The sequence below is a fragment of the Microcystis sp. M_QC_C_20170808_M3Col genome, from assembly GCF_007095505.1.
Lineage (GTDB): Bacteria > Cyanobacteriota > Cyanobacteriia > Cyanobacteriales > Microcystaceae > Microcystis.
Map to the genome: position 1 here is coordinate 1 of NZ_SFBY01000018.1, position 18362 is coordinate 18362.

Annotated in this window: 15 protein-coding genes, 1 tRNA gene and 1 pseudogene; 3 read left to right on the forward strand and 14 right to left on the reverse strand. The window is 41.0% G+C overall.

Going from position 1 to position 18362, the window contains the following annotated elements; translation table 11 throughout:
• From EWV84_RS00775 to EWV84_RS00785, 3 genes and pseudogenes are all read right to left on the reverse strand, one after another.
• A pseudogene (locus tag EWV84_RS00775) lies at positions 1 to 210 on the reverse strand (IS4 family transposase); the annotation flags it as partial.
• Between the two features lie 623 nt (positions 211 to 833).
• On the reverse strand, positions 834 to 1181 hold the full coding sequence (locus EWV84_RS00780; protein ID WP_286826191.1) for a YkgJ family cysteine cluster protein: 348 nt from the start codon (positions 1179 to 1181) through the stop codon (positions 834 to 836).
• Between the two features lie 157 nt (positions 1182 to 1338).
• A tRNA-Val gene (locus EWV84_RS00785) sits at positions 1339 to 1410 on the reverse strand.
• 81 nt (positions 1411 to 1491) lie between these two features.
• Here EWV84_RS00785 and EWV84_RS00790 point away from each other — a divergent pair.
• The gene (locus EWV84_RS00790) at positions 1492 to 2028 is read left to right on the forward strand and encodes a metal-binding protein (protein ID WP_046662393.1); all 537 of its coding nucleotides are present in this window, start codon (positions 1492 to 1494) and stop codon (positions 2026 to 2028) included.
• A gap of 19 nt (positions 2029 to 2047) precedes the next feature.
• Here EWV84_RS00790 and EWV84_RS00795 read toward each other — a convergent pair whose 3' ends face one another.
• The 5 genes from EWV84_RS00795 to pipX form a co-directional block, all read right to left on the reverse strand.
• On the reverse strand, positions 2048 to 3568 hold the full coding sequence (locus EWV84_RS00795) for an ArnT family glycosyltransferase (protein ID WP_287075763.1): 1521 nt from the start codon (positions 3566 to 3568) through the stop codon (positions 2048 to 2050).
• Between the two features lie 79 nt (positions 3569 to 3647).
• Positions 3648 to 4460, reverse strand: a complete 813-nt coding sequence (proC, locus tag EWV84_RS00800) for a pyrroline-5-carboxylate reductase (RefSeq protein WP_149988233.1) — start codon at positions 4458 to 4460, stop codon at positions 3648 to 3650.
• Positions 4461 to 4592: 132 nt separating this feature from the next.
• Complete coding sequence (locus EWV84_RS00805; RefSeq protein WP_287075766.1) at positions 4593 to 5165, reverse strand: cell division protein SepF; 573 nt, start codon at positions 5163 to 5165, stop codon at positions 4593 to 4595.
• Positions 5166 to 5485: 320 nt separating this feature from the next.
• Positions 5486 to 6145, reverse strand: coding sequence for a YggS family pyridoxal phosphate-dependent enzyme (locus EWV84_RS00810; protein WP_287075768.1), 660 nt, complete (start codon positions 6143 to 6145; stop codon positions 5486 to 5488).
• A gap of 3 nt (positions 6146 to 6148) precedes the next feature.
• The gene (pipX, locus tag EWV84_RS00815; RefSeq protein ID WP_287075770.1) at positions 6149 to 6421 is read right to left on the reverse strand and encodes a transcriptional coactivator PipX; all 273 of its coding nucleotides are present in this window, start codon (positions 6419 to 6421) and stop codon (positions 6149 to 6151) included.
• A 516-nt stretch (positions 6422 to 6937) separates the two neighbouring features.
• On the opposite strand from pipX, the gene EWV84_RS00820 reads away from it, so the two are divergent.
• On the forward strand, positions 6938 to 8479 hold the full coding sequence (locus EWV84_RS00820; protein WP_287075771.1) for an NAD(P)H-quinone oxidoreductase subunit N: 1542 nt from the start codon (positions 6938 to 6940) through the stop codon (positions 8477 to 8479).
• A 104-nt stretch (positions 8480 to 8583) separates the two neighbouring features.
• Here EWV84_RS00820 and EWV84_RS00825 read toward each other — a convergent pair whose 3' ends face one another.
• From EWV84_RS00825 to ychF, 4 genes are all read right to left on the reverse strand, one after another.
• Positions 8584 to 8835, reverse strand: a complete 252-nt coding sequence (locus tag EWV84_RS00825) for a hypothetical protein (RefSeq protein WP_287075773.1) — start codon at positions 8833 to 8835, stop codon at positions 8584 to 8586.
• A 292-nt stretch (positions 8836 to 9127) separates the two neighbouring features.
• Entirely contained in the window at positions 9128 to 9772 is a 645-nt protein-coding gene (locus tag EWV84_RS00830; RefSeq protein WP_287075775.1) for a PEP-CTERM sorting domain-containing protein, read from the reverse strand.
• Positions 9773 to 10162: 390 nt separating this feature from the next.
• The gene (locus tag EWV84_RS00835) at positions 10163 to 12196 is read right to left on the reverse strand and encodes an N-6 DNA methylase (protein WP_287075776.1); all 2034 of its coding nucleotides are present in this window, start codon (positions 12194 to 12196) and stop codon (positions 10163 to 10165) included.
• Between the two features lie 371 nt (positions 12197 to 12567).
• Entirely contained in the window at positions 12568 to 13659 is a 1092-nt protein-coding gene (gene ychF, locus EWV84_RS00840; RefSeq protein WP_287075778.1) for a redox-regulated ATPase YchF, read from the reverse strand.
• A gap of 379 nt (positions 13660 to 14038) precedes the next feature.
• Here ychF and EWV84_RS00845 point away from each other — a divergent pair, with 379 nt between their 5' ends.
• The gene (locus tag EWV84_RS00845; protein WP_287075780.1) at positions 14039 to 16072 is read left to right on the forward strand and encodes an elongation factor G; all 2034 of its coding nucleotides are present in this window, start codon (positions 14039 to 14041) and stop codon (positions 16070 to 16072) included.
• Positions 16073 to 16201: 129 nt separating this feature from the next.
• On the opposite strand, the gene EWV84_RS00850 is transcribed toward EWV84_RS00845, so the two are convergent.
• Together EWV84_RS00850 and EWV84_RS00855 are read right to left on the reverse strand one after the other, a co-directional pair.
• A complete protein-coding gene (locus tag EWV84_RS00850) occupies positions 16202 to 17449 on the reverse strand; it encodes a hypothetical protein (RefSeq protein ID WP_287075781.1) in 1248 nt (415 codons plus the stop codon).
• A gap of 144 nt (positions 17450 to 17593) precedes the next feature.
• Positions 17594 to 18115, reverse strand: coding sequence for an ATP-binding protein (locus EWV84_RS00855; RefSeq protein ID WP_287075782.1), 522 nt, complete (start codon positions 18113 to 18115; stop codon positions 17594 to 17596).
• Positions 18116 to 18362 lie beyond the last annotated feature (247 nt).

An 18362-nucleotide genomic window follows, 5' to 3' on the forward strand; every position in this document is an offset into this window, starting at 1 on the left:
ATATACTAATCCTTTTATTGTGAATCTCTCCGGCTGTTTTAACATCTCTTTTAGGCACGGAAACCAGATTCTTTCAATCTTCAGAATTTCCAGCTTTAAAAATCTTTTTAGTTTTTTTCGCCGACTCTCAAACAGGATTGGGATAGGTAGTGCTTCTGCTAATATCTCTAACTTTGCTTGCTTTAGTATTTGCAAGGTTCCAACTATCATTAACAACAGTAGATATCTGGCTCGTCCCAGTTCATTCTCTAAGACTTTCTGGTATAGTTCACTTATCATTTTCGTTATGTAGGTCATATTTACCATATATTACTTATCTTTTTTTGGAAGTCTGTGTCTGTATTCCATGCTACATAAGCTTTTCAGCTTGCTTGTCCCCCTGTCAGTAGTTTTTCCCTGTCCTGAACTCAAACTCTGCACCTCTACTAGAGGTTTTGAGTTTCCTATAGACTTCTCCTCAACAGGGACACCATCAATTCTGGAATTCTACTGCCGACATTCGGCACATCTTCGTATAATTTTATATATTTTCACATTCCCCAAGATGTTTTGACGAAAAACCTTCATTGTAGAAACCACTATTGAGAACATTTTCAATAATTGATTTTTTCTGAGAAAGAAGTTTACAATTCTTTACCTTCACAAAAATCCATGATTGTAGCTATAATCCTTACTGGCAAAGGGTTGTAAGCAATATTTTAGTAAAAATTATCAATTGAATGTTAAGAAGTGCGGAAAGTGGGTTGCTGCTTTAGCCATCGAGAAGGTAGGAAAAATAACCAGACCACTTATTTTCTTCCCCGTCCGAGTTATTTCTGGGATAGGGATAAATCTTAGCCTACTTGCTGACGATAGCTATTCATTTCTAGGCTATCTTCCCCATAAAGATCCTCAATGTGTTGATGACAGCAATCGATCGCAAATTGCTCAAATTCTCTCGGTTCGATTTGATACATTTTGGCAAAAATATCCGGTTGAACACGACAAAATTCCGGTCTCTGGTCATAAATGGTACAGAGACGGGTTTGGCGATCGAAGTATATACACCAACCTTCTTCCCCCACCATGCTGAGATATTGACTTAATTGTGCGGGAGTCAGATATTCTTCTAAGTCAGGACGCTCGTCGGGATTTAGTTGACAACAAGCTCCACAATTTTTAATACATTTCCAATTGGCCATATAACCGGTGTGCCGCAATCAATTAATCCTCGGACCTACTGACTAGCTTACTAGCAATTAGTCCCAATTTTGCCTTCCCGCAGCAATTCCCCTCAATAGTTTTAATCTCAGCCGGCGATCGGGAGTGAAAGCTTGACGAGGCTAGGATTGAGAAAAATGGGCGTTGTAAGGGTCGAACTTACGGCATCCTGCTTGTAAGGCAGGCGCTCTACCACTGAGCTAAACGCCCGAATCATTTTTGCACTTTCTCAGCATAACATATATTTTTAAAAAAGTATATTATTTTTTTGAGCGAGTTGATTTTTTTCCGATGCCCTCTGGTCGAACTCACGATCGCATTACCCTAATTCTGCTGCCACCGATTGCGGGGGCGAGTTTTTTGGTCAGTGGCAGTGGTAACTTAACTCTGTTACTCTTGGCCAGTTATTTGTTTAGCGGATTTCTGTTTGGACCAGATCTTGACATCCACTCAGTACAATACAAACGTTGGGGTTATCTACGCTGGTTGTGGCTACCCTACCGTTCCATGATCCGTCATCGCGGTTGGTTATCCCACGGTTTATTGATCGGCACAGTCTTTCGGTTATTTTATCTTGGTAGTTTTCTTTTACTAGCGGCGATCATCATCATCCCGATCCTGCAAAGTTTCTGGGGTATAGACTGGGATTGGCGACTGTGGCCGCAGCAAGCGATCGCATTATGGCAACAGTATCCCCGGGTAGCGATCGCTATTTTCCTGGGTTTAGAATTAGGGGCGATGAGTCATAGTTGTAGTGATTGGATCGGATCGGCCTACAAACGTTCTCGAAAAGTGGCTCAAAAACCGGTAAAAAAGAAAAAACGTTAATAGTCCCCGTCCACAATTTCTAATTAGCCTTACTTTTATATTCTTGCCAAGTTTTCGGACTGATAAAGAGAGTTCCTTTTTCTTGCTGGTCGGGAAACTGGATATAATTTTTCTCTAAATAATCCTTGAGTTTTGATGATTGCAGAAATTCCTTTTCAAATCGATAGAGAAAAACCAAATCGGGCTGTCTTTTTTCGATAACTTCTAGGATAAAATCCCCATCAAGATTCTGATTGATAAATCTCTTTCTGGTGATGACAGCAGTTTCTGGGGGTGTTTTCAAGAAATATTGATATATGTAGTGAGGATTATCGGTTAACAGAAGTTTATCGGAGTTTTTAAATTTTTCAAACACAGCTTCTGCTAAAAGAGGTTTATACCTTTTATTAGCTTGAACATAGGCATTAATTCCAGGATCACGATTGGTGATTATTCTTAAGGTATTAAAGAGAAATTGACCAGACAGGGAGAGAAAAATTAGCATTTTAAGTATTAATACTCTGGTTATTTGGCGATTTTGCTGAAATTCCCCGAGGCTATCAGTAATTTTTAACTGTTCGACAAACAAGGCAATTATCCAAACGGCAGGAATAATTAAATGGATATAATAATAAGGCCAAATTGGGGCGACTGTGGCAAATCTGAACAGATTAGAACCTAACCAAACCAACGGCGGTAAAAGTGGTATTATATTGCGAGTAAAAACCATCGCTATAATAGCGATCACTGTGACGATCAGATAAATTGGTTCCTGTTGTAGGGCGCTTTGTAAGAGAGTCAATAAGGTGAGATTTTCTTCACCGAAACTAGAGGCAACACTGACATGAGATTTAATGATATTTGCGTAGGAAAAAGGAAAAATAGTCAGGGAACCCAAGACAAAGACTAAAACGACAGCGACTGACCAAATAACAATATCAATGATTCTTTTAATAAAACTATTCTGTTGATTAAGAAAAATAATTAAAGCTACAGTTGGGATAATAGTAATGCCTGAAAGTTTAATTTGCAGGGAAAAAACGAAAGCAATAGCACTAAGTAAATACAGCCCATACTTAAGCTTACCCGTGAATTGAAGGGCTTTAAAGATAATAAAAATACTTAAAATTGTAAAAAAAAGTGAGGGTAATTCCCGCAACATTGTCGTTGACAGGGTAATATAAACTAGACAGGTTGAGAGAATGAATACCGATAAACAAGAGGCTAATATTCCGCAATTAACTCTCAGAATTAGATAAAAAATTCCTAACATAATTGTGGACAAAGAAAGCACCATAATGCGCGCCGCATGGATAGTAAATCCTGTCACGCTTAACCAACCATTTAGTAAAATAGATAAACCCGATAAATGATCGTGCCAAACTTGTTCGTAGAGACGATAACCTTGTTTAGTGACGTAGGCAAGTACCATGGCCACCGCTTCATCAAAATTAAGGATATAGGGATAATGAAGCGGGACTTTCCAGAAAACAATCCCTAGAAAAAAAACTGCAATGGCAATTAATGCCATTAAATCAAAACGATAAGATTTCTTATTCATACACTTTTTCTGGACAAGAATTGCTGCGTATCTTATCACAGATCGAGACATCAATTATGGGTAAAAAAAGATACAAAGATTACTTTTCAGAACTACGCCCTAAATCTTTAGATCTATGATAGGCCGCCACTACTGCCTCGATAATAGTCGATCGAAAAGAGCCTTTTTCTAATTGTCTCACCCCAGCAATCGTGGTTCCCCCGGGGCTAGTGACGCGATCCTTTAATTCTCCCGGATGTATGGCCGATTCTTTTAATAGGGTTGCCGTCCCTAAAACTGTTTCTAGAGCCAATTGAGACGCGATCGCTCGCGGTAATCCGGCCGCCACACCACCATCGCTTAAAGCTTCCACCATCAAGGCCACAAATGCCGGGCCCGATCCCGATAATCCCGTTACCGCGTCCATCAAAGCTTCGGGAACTTCCACCACCGAACCGACGGCCGCAAAAATATCTCTGGCTACGGCCAGATGTTCCGGTTCCGCATGACGACCAGGTGCGATCGCTGTAACCCCTTGTCCCACCGTGGCCGGGGTATTGGGCATCGTCCGGATCACGGGGCGATCGGGAAAGCCCATTTCTAAGCGATTGAGGGTAACTCCTGCTAAAATCGAGATAATCAAGGGTTTTTCGGGTATTCCCAGCAAACTATTCACTACTTGCTCTAAAATTTGCGGTTTTATCGCTAAGATTAACACCTCAGTTGCTCTAGCGGCTTCCCGGTTATCCTCACTGACTTGTACTCCGTAGGTATTAACCCAAAAGTTGCGCCGTTGGGATTGGGGTTCACTGACTAACACCGTTTCGGGACTATAAATATTTTTTTTTAATAAACGGCTGAGAATGGCCTCGGCCATGACTCCACCACCAATAATTCCTAAACGAATAGACACAGTATTATTTAAAGTAAAAAGTAAAAAGAAAAAAAGGCAGATTTAGAGATCTTACCCCCAAAAAAACGCATCCTCTCGAGAATCGATCGATTTCTAGCTTCGACAAACTTAACGAGAGGACTATGGGAGGATTCATTGAGCTAATCGACTGCTTTCGGCTCCCCAAGCAGGTGCGGGGGAAACGGGACGAGCCATTTTCGGGTTGTCGGTGATATCGTGAATAGTTCCGGAAAGGGTGCTAACTTTAACGCAGCTGGGGGTAAATAGGAAAATACTCTCACCGATGCGTTCTTGATGACCATCAATCGCGTAAGTGCCACCGGCGACAAAATCCACGGCTCTTTGTGCTTCTTCGGGATCCATGACGTTGAGGTTTAAAACCACCGATTTGCGTTCTCTCAGGGTTTGGATAACTTGGGGCATTTCCTCGAAGGAATGGGGCTCGATCACTACTACTTCTGCATTATTGTTGTTAATACCTGGCATACCGATCACGTTGCTTCTGTTGAGTCCCATAGATGTGGCTGTGCTGAGATTTAAAGGTTCGCGTTGACGACGATTGAGGGTATCTTCTTCTTCGTTTTGATCCCTATCTTGGGGGGAAGACTTTTCCCAGTTCATTTCTTCGTAGTCGGTTTCATCTTCGTCTTCTGGTTGTTCGGAGATGCCGACAAAATCTTTGAGTTTGGTAAAAATGTTGTTCACAGTCTAAGTGTCCTTCAAAAGATTTTTTAGGTGGTCTTGGCTAGAGTCGGGGTTATTTTAGTGGCCTTTAACAACTTTTGCTCTTACTTGGTACAGGGGAACTATTTTGTTAAGGGTTCGTCATTCTAGTCGTCTGGAGACAGAGGTTAGTTCCCTCTTTTCAGTTATCAGTTATCAGGGGATAGTTTTCAGGGATTGGGAAAAAGTCAATTCCTCATTTCTAACCACCGGTTTCTAGACTAGACGCTGTAATTTTAAGATATATTGTCACCGATTATTAAAATTTCTAGGGGTTTTTTCTGTAAATTTACGGAGATGGCTTAGTAGATGCGATCACCAAAGATGCTGGTTCCCACCCGGATCAAAGTGGCTCCAGCCTTGATGGCGAGAGGATAATCGTTAGACATCCCCATGGATAGATGAGGCAGGCATAAACTAGAGCTATTCTCGATTATTTGGGCTAAATCCCCGGTTTTTTCAAAGGCGGCTAACTTTTCCCCGGCGGATAATCCCTGGGGCAGAATTGTCATCAAACCTTGAATTTTTAGCTGTTTACAGTTGACTAAAGCGGGAATATCTGCTAGTAATTCGTCCGTGTCCCAACCGAACTTATCGGGATCGGGGACAACTTTCACCTGTAGCAAAACTTGGGGATTAATCTCTAATTCCGCCGCTAGGCGATCGAGTCTTTGGGCTAATTTTAAACTATCGAGGGAATGGATTAAATCAAAAGATTCTAGAACTTTGCGGGCTTTATTTGCCTGTAGATGCCCGATAAAGTGCCAAGAAATATCTGGGAGGTCTTTTAGTTCTTGCTGCTTCGAGATTGCTTCCTGTAGCTTACTTTCAGCAAAATCTCTCACTCCTGCTTGGTAAGCTTGACGGATATAATCGCTCGATACCTGTTTACTGACGGCAATCAGGCGCGTGGAGGGGGGTAGGGTAAGACGGATTGACTCGATACGACTAGCGATCGTCATGAACTAGACTGAAAAGGTTTGTTGATAAGTTTGGTTGAGACTGTTAAATTCTTGCATATTACTGCGCCGTCGCAAATTCCGCAGCCGGTTTTCCACTAAAAGACGAGCATCGGAACGACTAATCGGATCGAACGAGACTTTTTTGGGCTCCACCGTCACCAGAAAAAAAAGACGTTGGGCATAAAGAGTGGTAAATAATTCCTGATGTTCTTCTAATAGACAGACTCTGTATAATAGACCGAAAGTGGGATGATTGAGATAGGTTTCGTTACTCATTCAAGCGATCGCTAAAGGAAAAGGATTGAGCGAACTAGAAAGTTTTTCAACAACAAAATCAAGCGGATGGCTCACAAACAACTGATTTTCCGGGTGTTTCCCCTAGCCTGATTTTACCAGAATCCTTCATTGACAACTAACGATGCCAGTCTATGTCATGATTTCCTGAGTTTTCACTTTTTCCCTGTTAACGTGGATACATCTCGGTGACAACTTGTCACCATCAGAAATTAGCTCGGCTGCAAAAATCAAAGATTTTCATTTAGCTGAGGAGACTCCGAGACTCCGAGACAGGAGGATAAAAAAGACAATAGACAACTAAAATACCCATAAAAGCTAAGATTATATCAAATTTATCAGGTTTTTTAGATATTTTAACTCGATAGCGGCGATCGGTGAACTGAAAACTCACATCTGATCACTGATAACTGATAACTGATCACTGAATCACTGATGAAATGCCCTAAGCTTGTATTAAGCCTTTTTTAACTTCAAATTCCTTTAACCTCAATCAATATGGATTTTTCTAGTCTTGTTGCCAGTCAGCTAAACGCCGGCGTTATCTGGCCCGAAGGAATCCTGATTATTACCCTGATGGTGATTTTAATCGGCGATTTAATCGTGGGACGGAGTGCCAGAAGTTGGCTGCCCTACGTTGCGATCGCTGGTCTGCTCGCTGCTGTGGTTGCTCTCTACTTTACCTGGGATAATCCGAAACCATTGGCCTTTTTAGGGGCTTTTGAGGGGGATAATCTCAGTATCGTCTTTAGGGCGATTATTGCCCTTTCTACCGCCTCCACAGTGCTGATGTCTGTGCGTTATGTGGAACAAGCGGGAACCTCCCTAGCGGAATTTTTAGCCATTATGCTCACCGCAACCCTCGGGGGAATGTTCCTATCCGGCGCTAGTGAATTGGTGATGATCTTCATCTCCCTAGAAATGCTCAGTATTTCCTCCTATCTAATGACCGGTTACATGAAGCGGGATCCTCGATCGAACGAGGCCGCCTTAAAATACCTGTTAATTGGAGCTTCTAGTTCGGCGATTTTCCTCTATGGTGTTTCCCTTCTCTACGGTTTATCCGGAGGTGAAACCAGTTTAAGCGCCATTGCTCAAAAATTAACCGCTGTTAACGGTGGTCAGTCCCTGGCCTTGGCGATATCATTAGTTTTTGTGATTGCCGGTATCGCCTTCAAAATTTCGGCGGTTCCCTTTCACCAGTGGACTCCTGATGTGTACGAAGGTTCACCCACTCCCGTGGTGGCTTTCCTCTCGGTGGGTTCGAAAGCGGCGGGTTTTGCCCTAGCAATTCGCCTATTAGTGACGGTTTTCGGTCTAGTCAGCGAACAATGGCGGTTTATCTTTATCGCCCTAGCAATTTTGAGTATGATCCTCGGCAACGTGGTTGCCTTGGCCCAAACTAGCATGAAACGGATGTTAGCCTATTCCTCGATCGGTCAGGCGGGTTTTGTCATGATTGGTTTAACCGCCGGTACTGACGCAGGTTACTCTAGCATGATTTTCTATCTGTTAATTTACCTGTTCATGAACCTAGGGGCTTTTGCCTGTGTGATTCTCTTTGCTCTGAGAACTGGAACCGATCAGATCGCTGAGTATTCGGGACTCTACCAGAAGGATCCGCTCCTAACCCTCTGTTTAAGCATCTGTCTGCTTTCTTTGGGCGGAATTCCGCCTCTAGCGGGCTTCTTTGGCAAGATTTATCTATTCTGGGCCGGTTGGCAAGCGGGACTTTATGCCCTCGTCCTCGTGGGTTTAGTCACCAGTGTGGCCTCGATTTACTACTATATCCGTGTGGTCAAAATGATGGTGGTCAAGGAACCCCAAGAGATGTCCGATGCGGTGAAAAATTACCCCGCTATCAATTGGACTCTTACCGGGATGCGTCCCCTACAGGTGGGTATTGTCCTCTCCCTAGTGGCGACTTCCCTGGCCGGTATCCTTTCCAATCCTCTCTTTACCCTAGCGACGGATTCCGTCACCACTACCCCCATCCTACAATCGGCAGCCCTGGTGACGCACATTTCCCGGGTGAATTGAGAATCCCTGTTGATTTATCGGCGTTGTCAGATCAGAATAACAACGCCTATTGTAGGGCTAATTCATGAATTAGCCCTACAGCTAATCCGTTTTTAATAGTGTGATTAACTCTCATCTTGTTCTAAAATAGAGGCTAAAATATCTGGAGTGAATCCGTTAGCTTCTGCTTCATCACTAGCTTGATCCATAATTATTGATAATCTCGCCGCTGCTTTTTGACGATATTTTTCTAATTCTAATTGAATAGTTTCAGTTAATTTGTTTTCTATGTTCGCTCGGTCATTGGGTTTAATTTTAGCGTAATATCTAGCAATTTCTAAAGGAACTTGAATAGTGATTTCTGTCTTGCTATTCATGGTAAGTAGCTGGTTATAATTAAATTAAAAATCGATTTTAGATTCGATCCCCCCTGCCCCCCTTGATAAGGGGGGTGTCTGATAATTTTTAACGCCTACCTAACTTAATTGATTGTTTTTTTACTTTTAATAGACCTCTATTGTAGCACAAAATCACCATACTCATTCAATTTGACAATATTGATGTAAAAGTTGCCATTGGATCAAAAAAATCAATGAATAGAAACATGGACTAAAAATAAACCCCCCTCAACTGGCTAATTGAAGGGGCATTGTATTTTTAATGAGCAATTTAGCCAACTTTTGTGGTTTCTTTTTCGATGGATTGGGATGGCTTTAGTTTGCGCTTGAGGGTTGAAGCTGCGCCGAGAGTGCTAAGGACTCCAAGACCAAAGAGGGAGGCGGGTTCAGGTACTTGTTGTACTTGTTGTACTGTCCCAAAAGTTACGGATAAAGCTACTGAAGCAGCAACATTTGGGGATGTATTGATGGCGATTTCAAAACCAGGATCACCATCAGTACCAATTACATAAAATGGACCACCGAAACCCGTGGACGAGTTCAAAAACGCTAAATCAGCTGGGTTACTCCCATCAGCATTAGCTGTATTAAAAGTTAACGTTGAAGATGTGGCATTAACCAAAAATTGCCCTGTTCCGGAAATGTTAGAAGTGTTCGCAGTATTTAAAGTAAAAGGATTACTATTAACTGTCAAGGTAAGGTTAACGTTGGTAAAGGGATTAGGAGTACCATTCTGGATAGTATAGCTGCCTACTGGCACATCTACGGTTCCCACTAAAGAAGCGTTATTACCTGATTCACTCCAACTGCGGTTAACAGTAAAAGTAACGGCCGTTGCTGCGACAGGAGTGAGCATAGCAGCGAGAGAAGTTGCGCCAGCTAAAGCTAGGGTAGGAATTAATCGGTTTTTAATCATCTTGATTGAACAAACGGGTGACTGGATGCAACTATCGTCTTCCTTGCGGCCTGGTCAAGCAACAGCCGAACCCAAGACAAAATGAGGACAGTAAGAGGATACACATTTACCCCCCCCGAACTGTATTAAAAGATACAATTTAATAAATCTTTACATTCTTCATTCGTTGAGTATAGGCTACATATCAGGACAGACAAAAGGGTGAATAAATAATCAGTTTTTAATAACCAGATTTAGCGTTGGGTTTCATGCTTCAACCCAACCTACGTTCATCTAAATCCGTTGAGTATAGGCTACATATCAGGACAGGCAAAAGGGTGAATAGATAATCAGTTTTTAATAACCGGATTTAGTATTAAGACTTGTTCTAGGCTTAACCTGCTTTTTGCCTTACTCAAATTGGCCAAGTAAAAGACTCATTTCGTTAACAACATTCTCACTTGCTTTTAATGCTTCTTTTCTAATTGCTTGAATTTCCGCCATACTTTTTACTATTCTCTGCTGTTCAGATTTGGGTGGAATAGGCACTAAAACTTTAGACAAATCATCTACTAAAATAGTAGGAATCGCATGACCTGTCATGTACCTTTTAATCTGACGCAAAAAAAAGTCTGTTCGCATATATACTAATAAAAACAAAGGCTCGACTCCCTGAATATTTCTTAATACCGAAAATCCATTTGAGCAAATTGCTCCGTCTTCATCTTCCGTGATTAGGGCTGTTGCTTGACGTGAGCTTCCTGTACTTGCTCCTGAAATTGCTGTAATAATATCACCTTTGTACAATCTATATGTTGCGCGAGATGGAGCTTCATGTGCTTTGATTATTTGTTGAGAAACAACTTGCATTGTACGATAATCAACATCGGAGATAGCGATATATCTAATTTCACTATCTTTGGCTAAACGAAAATCAGCTGAATCTCTCAAAATATCGGCAATTTCACCTAAAGGTTTCGCCCCAATAGATTTTAGATGTTCTAATAATTTTTGGTCATTGGGTAAATAATGTTCGGCATCCAGTCTCGAATTGAGCAGGGTATTCTTAACTGTATAAATACAATCGCTGTTTTGTGCAAATTCGCCGTTGATAAATGATGCAAAAGATTGAGAAATATCATCTATATCATCGTCAACTATTGGCAAACCTGATTTTGTTTGGGCTATAACTCCAGACTCGTTGCGCTTATATATTGTTTGTCCTTTAACGTCATAGCCTATTTTTTTGATTTGTGCCATAAAACAAGAATCATTGTCTGCTGGTAATTTTTGAACTACTAAAAGTGATGTCTTGATTCCTGTGCCATAAGGTACAAAAGCTTCTGTGGGGATGGAAACAACACCTAATATTTTTGCTTGGGAGCGCAACCAATAGCGAATCGGTCCATTAGAGATATTTTGTAATAGACCATCCGGCAGAACAATTGCCATGCGACCACCTGCACGCAATAATTTTATAGATTTCTCAATAAATAAAATATCGGGCGACTGACCTGCTAAAACGGTTGGGGAAACTTCCCAACCATTGGACGCTGATTTATGCCATTTCCGGGCAAGAAGATATGATTTAAGAATTTTCTGGTCTTCTACTTTTCCTTTATTTCCAAAAGGAGGATTTGTCAAGATAACATCAAAAGAGTTATTTAATTTTTCATCTTCGATAAGCGCATTAGTGCAGATAATTTCTGAACCTGTGCCACCTTCAAAAACTAAACGAATCATTCCCGAAAGGGCGACATCGGGATTAAATTCAATTCCCGTAATACTTTCTTGCACAAAAGTTGCTATATCGAACTCTGGGTTATTTTGTCGAACATGGTTTATTGCTTGAATTAAGAAACCACCACTTCCGCAAGCAGGGTCGATAATTTTTTCTTTTGGTTTGGGGTCTATCATTTCAACTGCAAGACGCACAATTGGGTGAGGGGTAAAAAATTCTCCCCTATCTCCACGCTGGTGTCTATTTACAAAAGTTTGAAAGGCTTCACCTTTTATATCGCCAGATGTTTTAGTTAAATTGATGTACTGTAACTTTCCTACAATATAAGCAAGAGTCAGAGGTTTTAACTTGAATGTGTCATCAGTAAAAAATCCCCGATAATGATTCTTGATGGAGGTAAATAATTGACTGAGACGCAACATAAATTCATCGGACTTATTGGCGACGATGGCTTTATATTCACTTGCTGTAACGCCAAAATTTACCGATTGCTTGGCAGATTTTTCATCATGAAGTTTGATGATGATTAGTTTAACCATCTCGTGAAAAATCTTGTCTTTGAGCATTCCTTCGTTGGCGTAAATATAATTATGGCACTCTTCAAAAACTGCTGCAAGATTGTTAGAAGGCCGTAATTCCTGAATTTGCGGGAGTTTTTCAGGTAACAGGCTGTCTTGGGAAAATAACAATCCTTGCTCTTTCATTTACTGCGCTTGATTTGACCGTTTCCCCTTGCGGGTTGTTGAATAGATAGACTATTTTTAGCCTCGACTGCATTCCTAGCAAACCAGTCTTTTAGTGGACAGAAAGCATCGCCATCTTGATTAAACAATAACTTGCTCCTATACTCTAATTATAGAATATAAATTAGAGTATGTCAATAGATAAAAAATTCAGTTTAATGTTAACCAAAGTGAGTAAAAAAAGCTTAGAGATTGTTTAGGGCATAAATCTTGAGGGATTATATCAAAACATTGCAGACGACTGAATAAATTCAGTCATGCTCTCGTGTTATTTTAGTAAAATTGTTTAGCCTTTTGATCAGGTGGGTGGCACTCACCTGATTTATTTTTAGCTATACATTAAAACGGAATAGTAAAACATCACCTTCTTGAACAATGTATTCCTTGCCTTCACTTCTGACTAAACCTTTTTCTTTAGCGGCGCTAATTGTGCCACTATTAACTAAATCCTGATAAGACACGGTTTCTGCACGAATAAAACCCCGTTCAAAATCCGAGTGAATAACTCCGGCTGCCTGGGGTGCTTTCATGCCAGAAATAATCGTCCATGCGCGGGTTTCTTGGGGACCGGTGGTGAGATAGGTACGCAGTCCTAATAACTCGTAGGTAGCTTTAATTAAAGATTTTAATCCCCCTTCTTCTACTCCTAAAGAACCGAGAAAATCTTTTCTTTCTTCTTCCGACAATTCCACCAATTCCGATTCCACTTGAGCAGAAACGATCACAACTTTTGCCTGTTCCTGTTGGGCAATTTGACGGACACTTTCCACCCAATCATTACCCGTGGCCAGATCATCTTCGCTAACATTAGCGGCATAAATAATCGGTTTACGACTCAATAAACCGAGATTTTTAATTAACTCTTCTTCCTCTTTGCTTAAATCCACTTTTCGCGCCGAAATACCGTCATTAAGACAAATTAGGATTTTTTCAAGGATAGCCAATTCTTCGGCGGCTTCCTTGCTATTTTTCGCCTGTTTGCGTAAACGTTCCACCCGCTTCTCCACCTGTCCCAAATCCGCTAGAGCTAACTCTAGATTAATCACCTCGATATCGCGGGCCGGATCCACAGAACCGGAAACATGAATAATATCATCATTATCAAAACAGCGCACCACATGAACGATCGCGTCCACTTCCCGGATATTAGCCAAAAATTGATTACCCAATCCTTCCCCCTGACTCGCACCCTTGACTAATCCGGCGATATCGACAAATTCGATCCGCGTCGGCACGATTTTCTCAGAATTAGAGATTTTAGCCAAAACCTCCAGACGTTCATCGGGGACGGATACCACACCCACATTCGGTTCAATGGTACAAAAGGGAAAATTAGCGGCCTCGGCCTTGGCATTAGCCACCAGAGCGTTAAATAGGGTCGATTTCCCCACATTTGGCAGTCCCACGATTCCAGCTTTTAACATAAAAATTGCTTGATAAACATCATTCCGACCTCTCACTATATCAGGCTGCCTCTCGTTTTTGTGAATCCAGTTGATGAGAAAGACTGTGGATAGTCAACAGCTTAGTTCACATTTATTCAAGTTCCTTAACTAAAAGTAGGCGAGACTTTACAAGAGATTGCGAGAATGGGATGTAATGCTTGAGACTGAGTTAGGGTGAAAAGTAAGAAAGAATACACTTGTAGCACTGGGCAAAATTATGGCAAGACAGGCCTTTCACTTCTAACTACGTCCTGAGAGTAATTTTCAGTGCTATGACAGTATATTTCCTAGGGCGATCGAGTGTAAATATCGTCCCATCGCCACAACTAATCACTAAATCATTGTTGGGGGTATCTGTATGAATCAAAGTATCGGAGCAAACACGCGTAATGTGGCCCTTGTCGGCCCCTACTCCAGTGGAAAAACCTCCTTACTGGAAAGTTTACTTTTCGTAACAGGAGCCATCACCAGAAAAGGCAAAATCAGCGATCGCAATACCGTCAGTGATAGTTCCACGCAAGCGCGGGATCGACAGATGAGTGTAGAAGTTTCCGTTGCCCATAGTCAATACCAAGACCTAAATTTTACCTTTCTCGATTGCCCCGGTTCGATCGAATTTGCCAGTGAAACCTATAATGCCCTCGTCGGGGCCGGTGCTGCTATTATCGTTTGTGAACCGGTGGTCGATCGAGTTCTCACCCTGGCTCCCTTGCTAAAATTCCTCGATGATTGGGAAATTCCGCATCTAATCTTCATCAACAAGATGGATCGCTGTAATAGTCACTTTAACGAAGTCCTACAAGCTCTCAAATCCGTTTCTAGTCGTCCCCTCGTTCCCCAACAATATCCTATCCGGCAGAACAACGAAATTATCGGATTTATCGATTTAATCAACGAACAGGCTTATCATTACCATGCTAACAGTCCCGCCGATCCTGTACCTTTACCCGACCACCTCAAGGAAGAAGAACAGATTGCTCGACAAGAAATGCTAGAAACGATCGCCGAATTTGATGATCATCTTTTAGAAGAACTCCTCGAAGATATTAACCCCTCCCGGGAAGAAATTCTCCAAGACTTAAAACAAGAACTGGGAGCCGATCAGATAGTACCCGTGTTCTTAGGTATGGCGGAACGGGACTATGGTGTGCGTCATCTCCTCACCGCTTTAGTGGAAGAAGCACCGGCCCCGACAATTACTGCCAACCGTCGCGGTCTCGATCCCAGTGCGGATGGGGATGCGGTGGTACAAATCCTCAAAACCTATTTTACTCCCCAGGGCGGTCGCCTCTCCCTAGCGCGAGTCTGGCAGGGAACCCTTAGCGATGGCATGACCTTGAACGGTGTGCGGATTGGTGGTATCTATCGTCTTATGGGACAACAACAACAACCCCTACAGCAGGCCCAAGCGGGGGAAATTGTCGCTCTCGGTCGTTTGGAGGGAATCGCCACCGGAGATGTGGTTAGCAGCGGCAGTCAAAAACCCGACCTTCCCAAAGGTTTACAGCTTAAACCCGTCTTTGCCTTGGCTATTGCCGCCGTCAATCGCAAGGATGAAGTGAAATTAAGTTCAGCTTTGACAAAACTGATCGAAGAAGATCCTTCCCTCTACTGGGAACAACACGGTGATACTAAAGAAGTGATTCTTTGGGGACAGGGAGAAATTCATCTGCAAGTGGCCCTCGATCGCCTGGCGCGCAAGTATAATCTACCGATGACCACCCATTTACCCCAAGTTCCCTACAAGGAAACGATCAAAACCAGCACCAAATCCCACGGACGTTATAAACACCAAACCGGCGGTCACGGTGCTTTTGGCGATGTTTACCTCGATATTAAACCCCTGGCCCGGGGGGAAGGTTTCCACTTCCATGAAAGCATTGTCGGTGGTGTCGTCCCCAAACAGTATATTCCGGGGGTGGAAACGGGAGTGCGGGAATATCTCGGTCATGGTCCTTTGGGTTTCCCCGTGGTGGATATAGATGTCACTCTCACCGATGGTTCCTATCACAGTGTCGATAGTTCCGAACAAGCTTTTAAACAAGCGGCCCGTCTAGCGATGACGGAAGGACTGCCTAAATGTCATCCAGTCTTATTAGAACCAATTCTATCGGTGACTGTTCTCGCTCCCTCAGAATACACCGCCAAGGTTTTACAGTTAATCAGTGGTAAACGCGGTCAAATTCAGGGTTTTGAAGCTTCTGAGGAGTGGAAAGGTTGGGATCAGGTAACGGCCTATCTCCCCCAAGCGGAAATGCACGATTTTATCGTTGAATTGCGTTCTTTGACTATGGGTGTCGGTTTCTTCCAGTGGGATGAGGATCACCTGCAAGAAGTGCCAGATAAACTGCGCGATGGGGTTTTAGCCATGCAGGGTAATGGTAACAAGTAAAGTATTCTTGGCTGTCACTAAAGTAGAGCGATAAATTAGCAAGAGATGGGCTTTTATTGGCTCATCTCTCCCTTTTTTGGCAAAAAATGACAAAAGGGTTCGATGAGATTCTCTCAAGTTTGTACTGTCTTATAAATTCTTGTCTGTGTAGTTAAATAATATTTCTAAGACTTTTTTTAGTTCGATAATTGGCAATGCCTGTTGTCGTCCTATTATGATTAAATTATGTGTAACACCATAAAAAACGTTTCTCATTACGTCCCTTTCCATTAATATATCACCTTTTTCCTTTTGCAGTTTATCCTTGTTTTCAAATTCTACCTCCCAACACACTAATATATCAATATGATTAGCATCTTTTTTATTGTTATCAATATCTGGATAAATATCCCGTAAGTTTTTCTTGAATTCTATCAAGATGTCTTTTTTTAGACTACTTCCATGAGTTGTAAAAATTGTCTTATGTATTCCTAGTTGATTGTAATTTGAATGATATATATCTTGAGACTCTGTTAAATTATAATAGTACAAACCATCATAAACTTGATAGCCTGACAGTATTTTTAATTCATAGCCTTTAAGAAGATTCTTAGCAACAATTTCAATAAAAAGGCCGAGAACCTCCTGCTCTTCTAGGGGTGGTAAATACTTTTGAGTTAAAGATGATTCAAAGTATCTTTTTTCTTTCAATTTATCATTTAATTCTTCATAAGGTATATAAAAAGGATCGCTAATTCTTGTTCTAGTATCTCCTTCAACTATGTAGCGACGATATTTAATATAATTTCTCTCTTTCAGTATCTCAAATACTTTATCCGATATCTGTTTCATTCGATAAGGACTAATTCCTTTTCTACCTGAGTCTAACTCCGTACGAATTGAATTATCTTTTATATCTACTAAAACCGTGTAGGGAAAGTAATTACTGTCATCAAATGGATGTATGCAAATTCCCGTAGGCATTCCATTTATTGCCAACCAGCATCCGTGTTCTATCTTAAAGTCAGTAGATATATCATTATTATGGAATCTTTCATTAAATTTATTGATAAAGTTCTTACTGGTAGCAGAAATTAAAATTCTTGCGGACAAAGGATTTTTAGAACCAAATTCAATTTCATCTATTTTTTCGTCTAGAAGATTGACTTTAAAAGCAGCCTCTTTTTGTGTTTGGGAGAACTTGTCATCGCCTAATTTTATCAAAGTTTCGTACTCGTCTGGTCTATCATAAAATGATTGCTCAATTCCAACCACTTCTCGAACAATTTCCCTGACAGTTAAATAGCCAGTTTTAATTTTAAACTTCTGACCATCTACCTTAAGGCTAAATTGAAAATACTCTTTTGAAGAGAAGACTTTATCTAGGGTTCCAACCACAGACCTTGTTCTCAAAATTGCCTCGATGGTTTTTTCACATTTGGCAAAATTAAAAGCTGTTGATAGTGTTTCCTCTACTACTTCATTGGGAAAATCCTTAGGAAATTTAACAGTTATCTTTGTTTGAGATTCTTCTGAAGTTGATTAACATTTCTGACCAATTTCTTCTTCTTCTGAATTTGGCAATTCTGATTTAGAGTAGATAAAGTGATATAAATCTCTATAGGTTCTTGATGCTTTAATTCCGTCTTTGATACTCTCAATTTTCAATAAATTACTTTGAAAAGCAACAAAGGTAAATCCATAACCCATAAATCCAAATTTTCCAGTATTTTTCTCTCTTTTTAAAGATTTACCATTAACTAAAATCTTAGATATTTCTGATTCTTCTATACCAATACCGTTATCTGTTATTATAATTTCTCTTTGCTCCGTATTTATTTCTAACTCGATCCGACCTTGCTCGATTTTGTCTTCTCCAAATTTTTCTATAATGGCATCGGCACTATTTTGCAAAAGTTCTGTGTAAATATCCCAAATGTGTCTATAGCTGGATATGATTCTTTCAATGTTTGATCTTATTTGTGATATTTGTTGTTTGGATAATTCCTCTTTAAGTATATTTTTCTGTTGTTTTTTTTCAAATTCTCTTACAACATCAGCCATAATATTAGTGCCTTAATGATAGATTTGAGTTGTTCATAAAACCATGGGTCTCTATAGTATCATTGAACTAACCAGATGTCAAACTGGAAATGACAGAAGGGTTCGATAAGATTATCCTAGTGCTATACTGCCCCAAATTAGTCTCGGAATTCTCAACTTATTGATCATAGATAATTATACTTGTCTCCATTCTCGCCAATCTTACATTGACCCCAATCGCTCTCTTGAACGGGTAATGTTCGACGTT

Bases quoted from the DNA above. Each gene is read 5' to 3' on its own strand.
- pipX (WP_287075770.1), bottom strand. From the start codon at position 6,421: ATGAGTAACGAAACCTATCTCAATCATCCCACTTTCGGTCTATTATAC.
- EWV84_RS00790 (WP_046662393.1), top strand. From the start codon at position 1,492: ATGCCCTCTGGTCGAACTCACGATCGCATTACCCTAATTCTGCTGCCA.
- EWV84_RS00835 (WP_287075776.1), bottom strand. From the start codon at position 12,196: ATGAAAGAGCAAGGATTGTTATTTTCCCAAGACAGCCTGTTACCTGAA.
- EWV84_RS00795 (WP_287075763.1), bottom strand. From the start codon at position 3,568: ATGAATAAGAAATCTTATCGTTTTGATTTAATGGCATTAATTGCCATT.
- EWV84_RS00855 (WP_287075782.1), bottom strand. From the start codon at position 18,115: ATGGCTGATGTTGTAAGAGAATTTGAAAAAAAACAACAGAAAAATATA.
- EWV84_RS00830 (WP_287075775.1), bottom strand. From the start codon at position 9,772: ATGATTAAAAACCGATTAATTCCTACCCTAGCTTTAGCTGGCGCAACT.
- EWV84_RS00825 (WP_287075773.1), bottom strand. From the start codon at position 8,835: ATGAATAGCAAGACAGAAATCACTATTCAAGTTCCTTTAGAAATTGCT.
- EWV84_RS00820 (WP_287075771.1), top strand. From the start codon at position 6,938: ATGGATTTTTCTAGTCTTGTTGCCAGTCAGCTAAACGCCGGCGTTATC.
- ychF (WP_287075778.1), bottom strand. From the start codon at position 13,659: ATGTTAAAAGCTGGAATCGTGGGACTGCCAAATGTGGGGAAATCGACC.
- EWV84_RS00780 (WP_286826191.1), bottom strand. From the start codon at position 1,181: ATGGCCAATTGGAAATGTATTAAAAATTGTGGAGCTTGTTGTCAACTA.
- EWV84_RS00845 (WP_287075780.1), top strand. From the start codon at position 14,039: ATGAATCAAAGTATCGGAGCAAACACGCGTAATGTGGCCCTTGTCGGC.
- EWV84_RS00810 (WP_287075768.1), bottom strand. From the start codon at position 6,145: ATGACGATCGCTAGTCGTATCGAGTCAATCCGTCTTACCCTACCCCCC.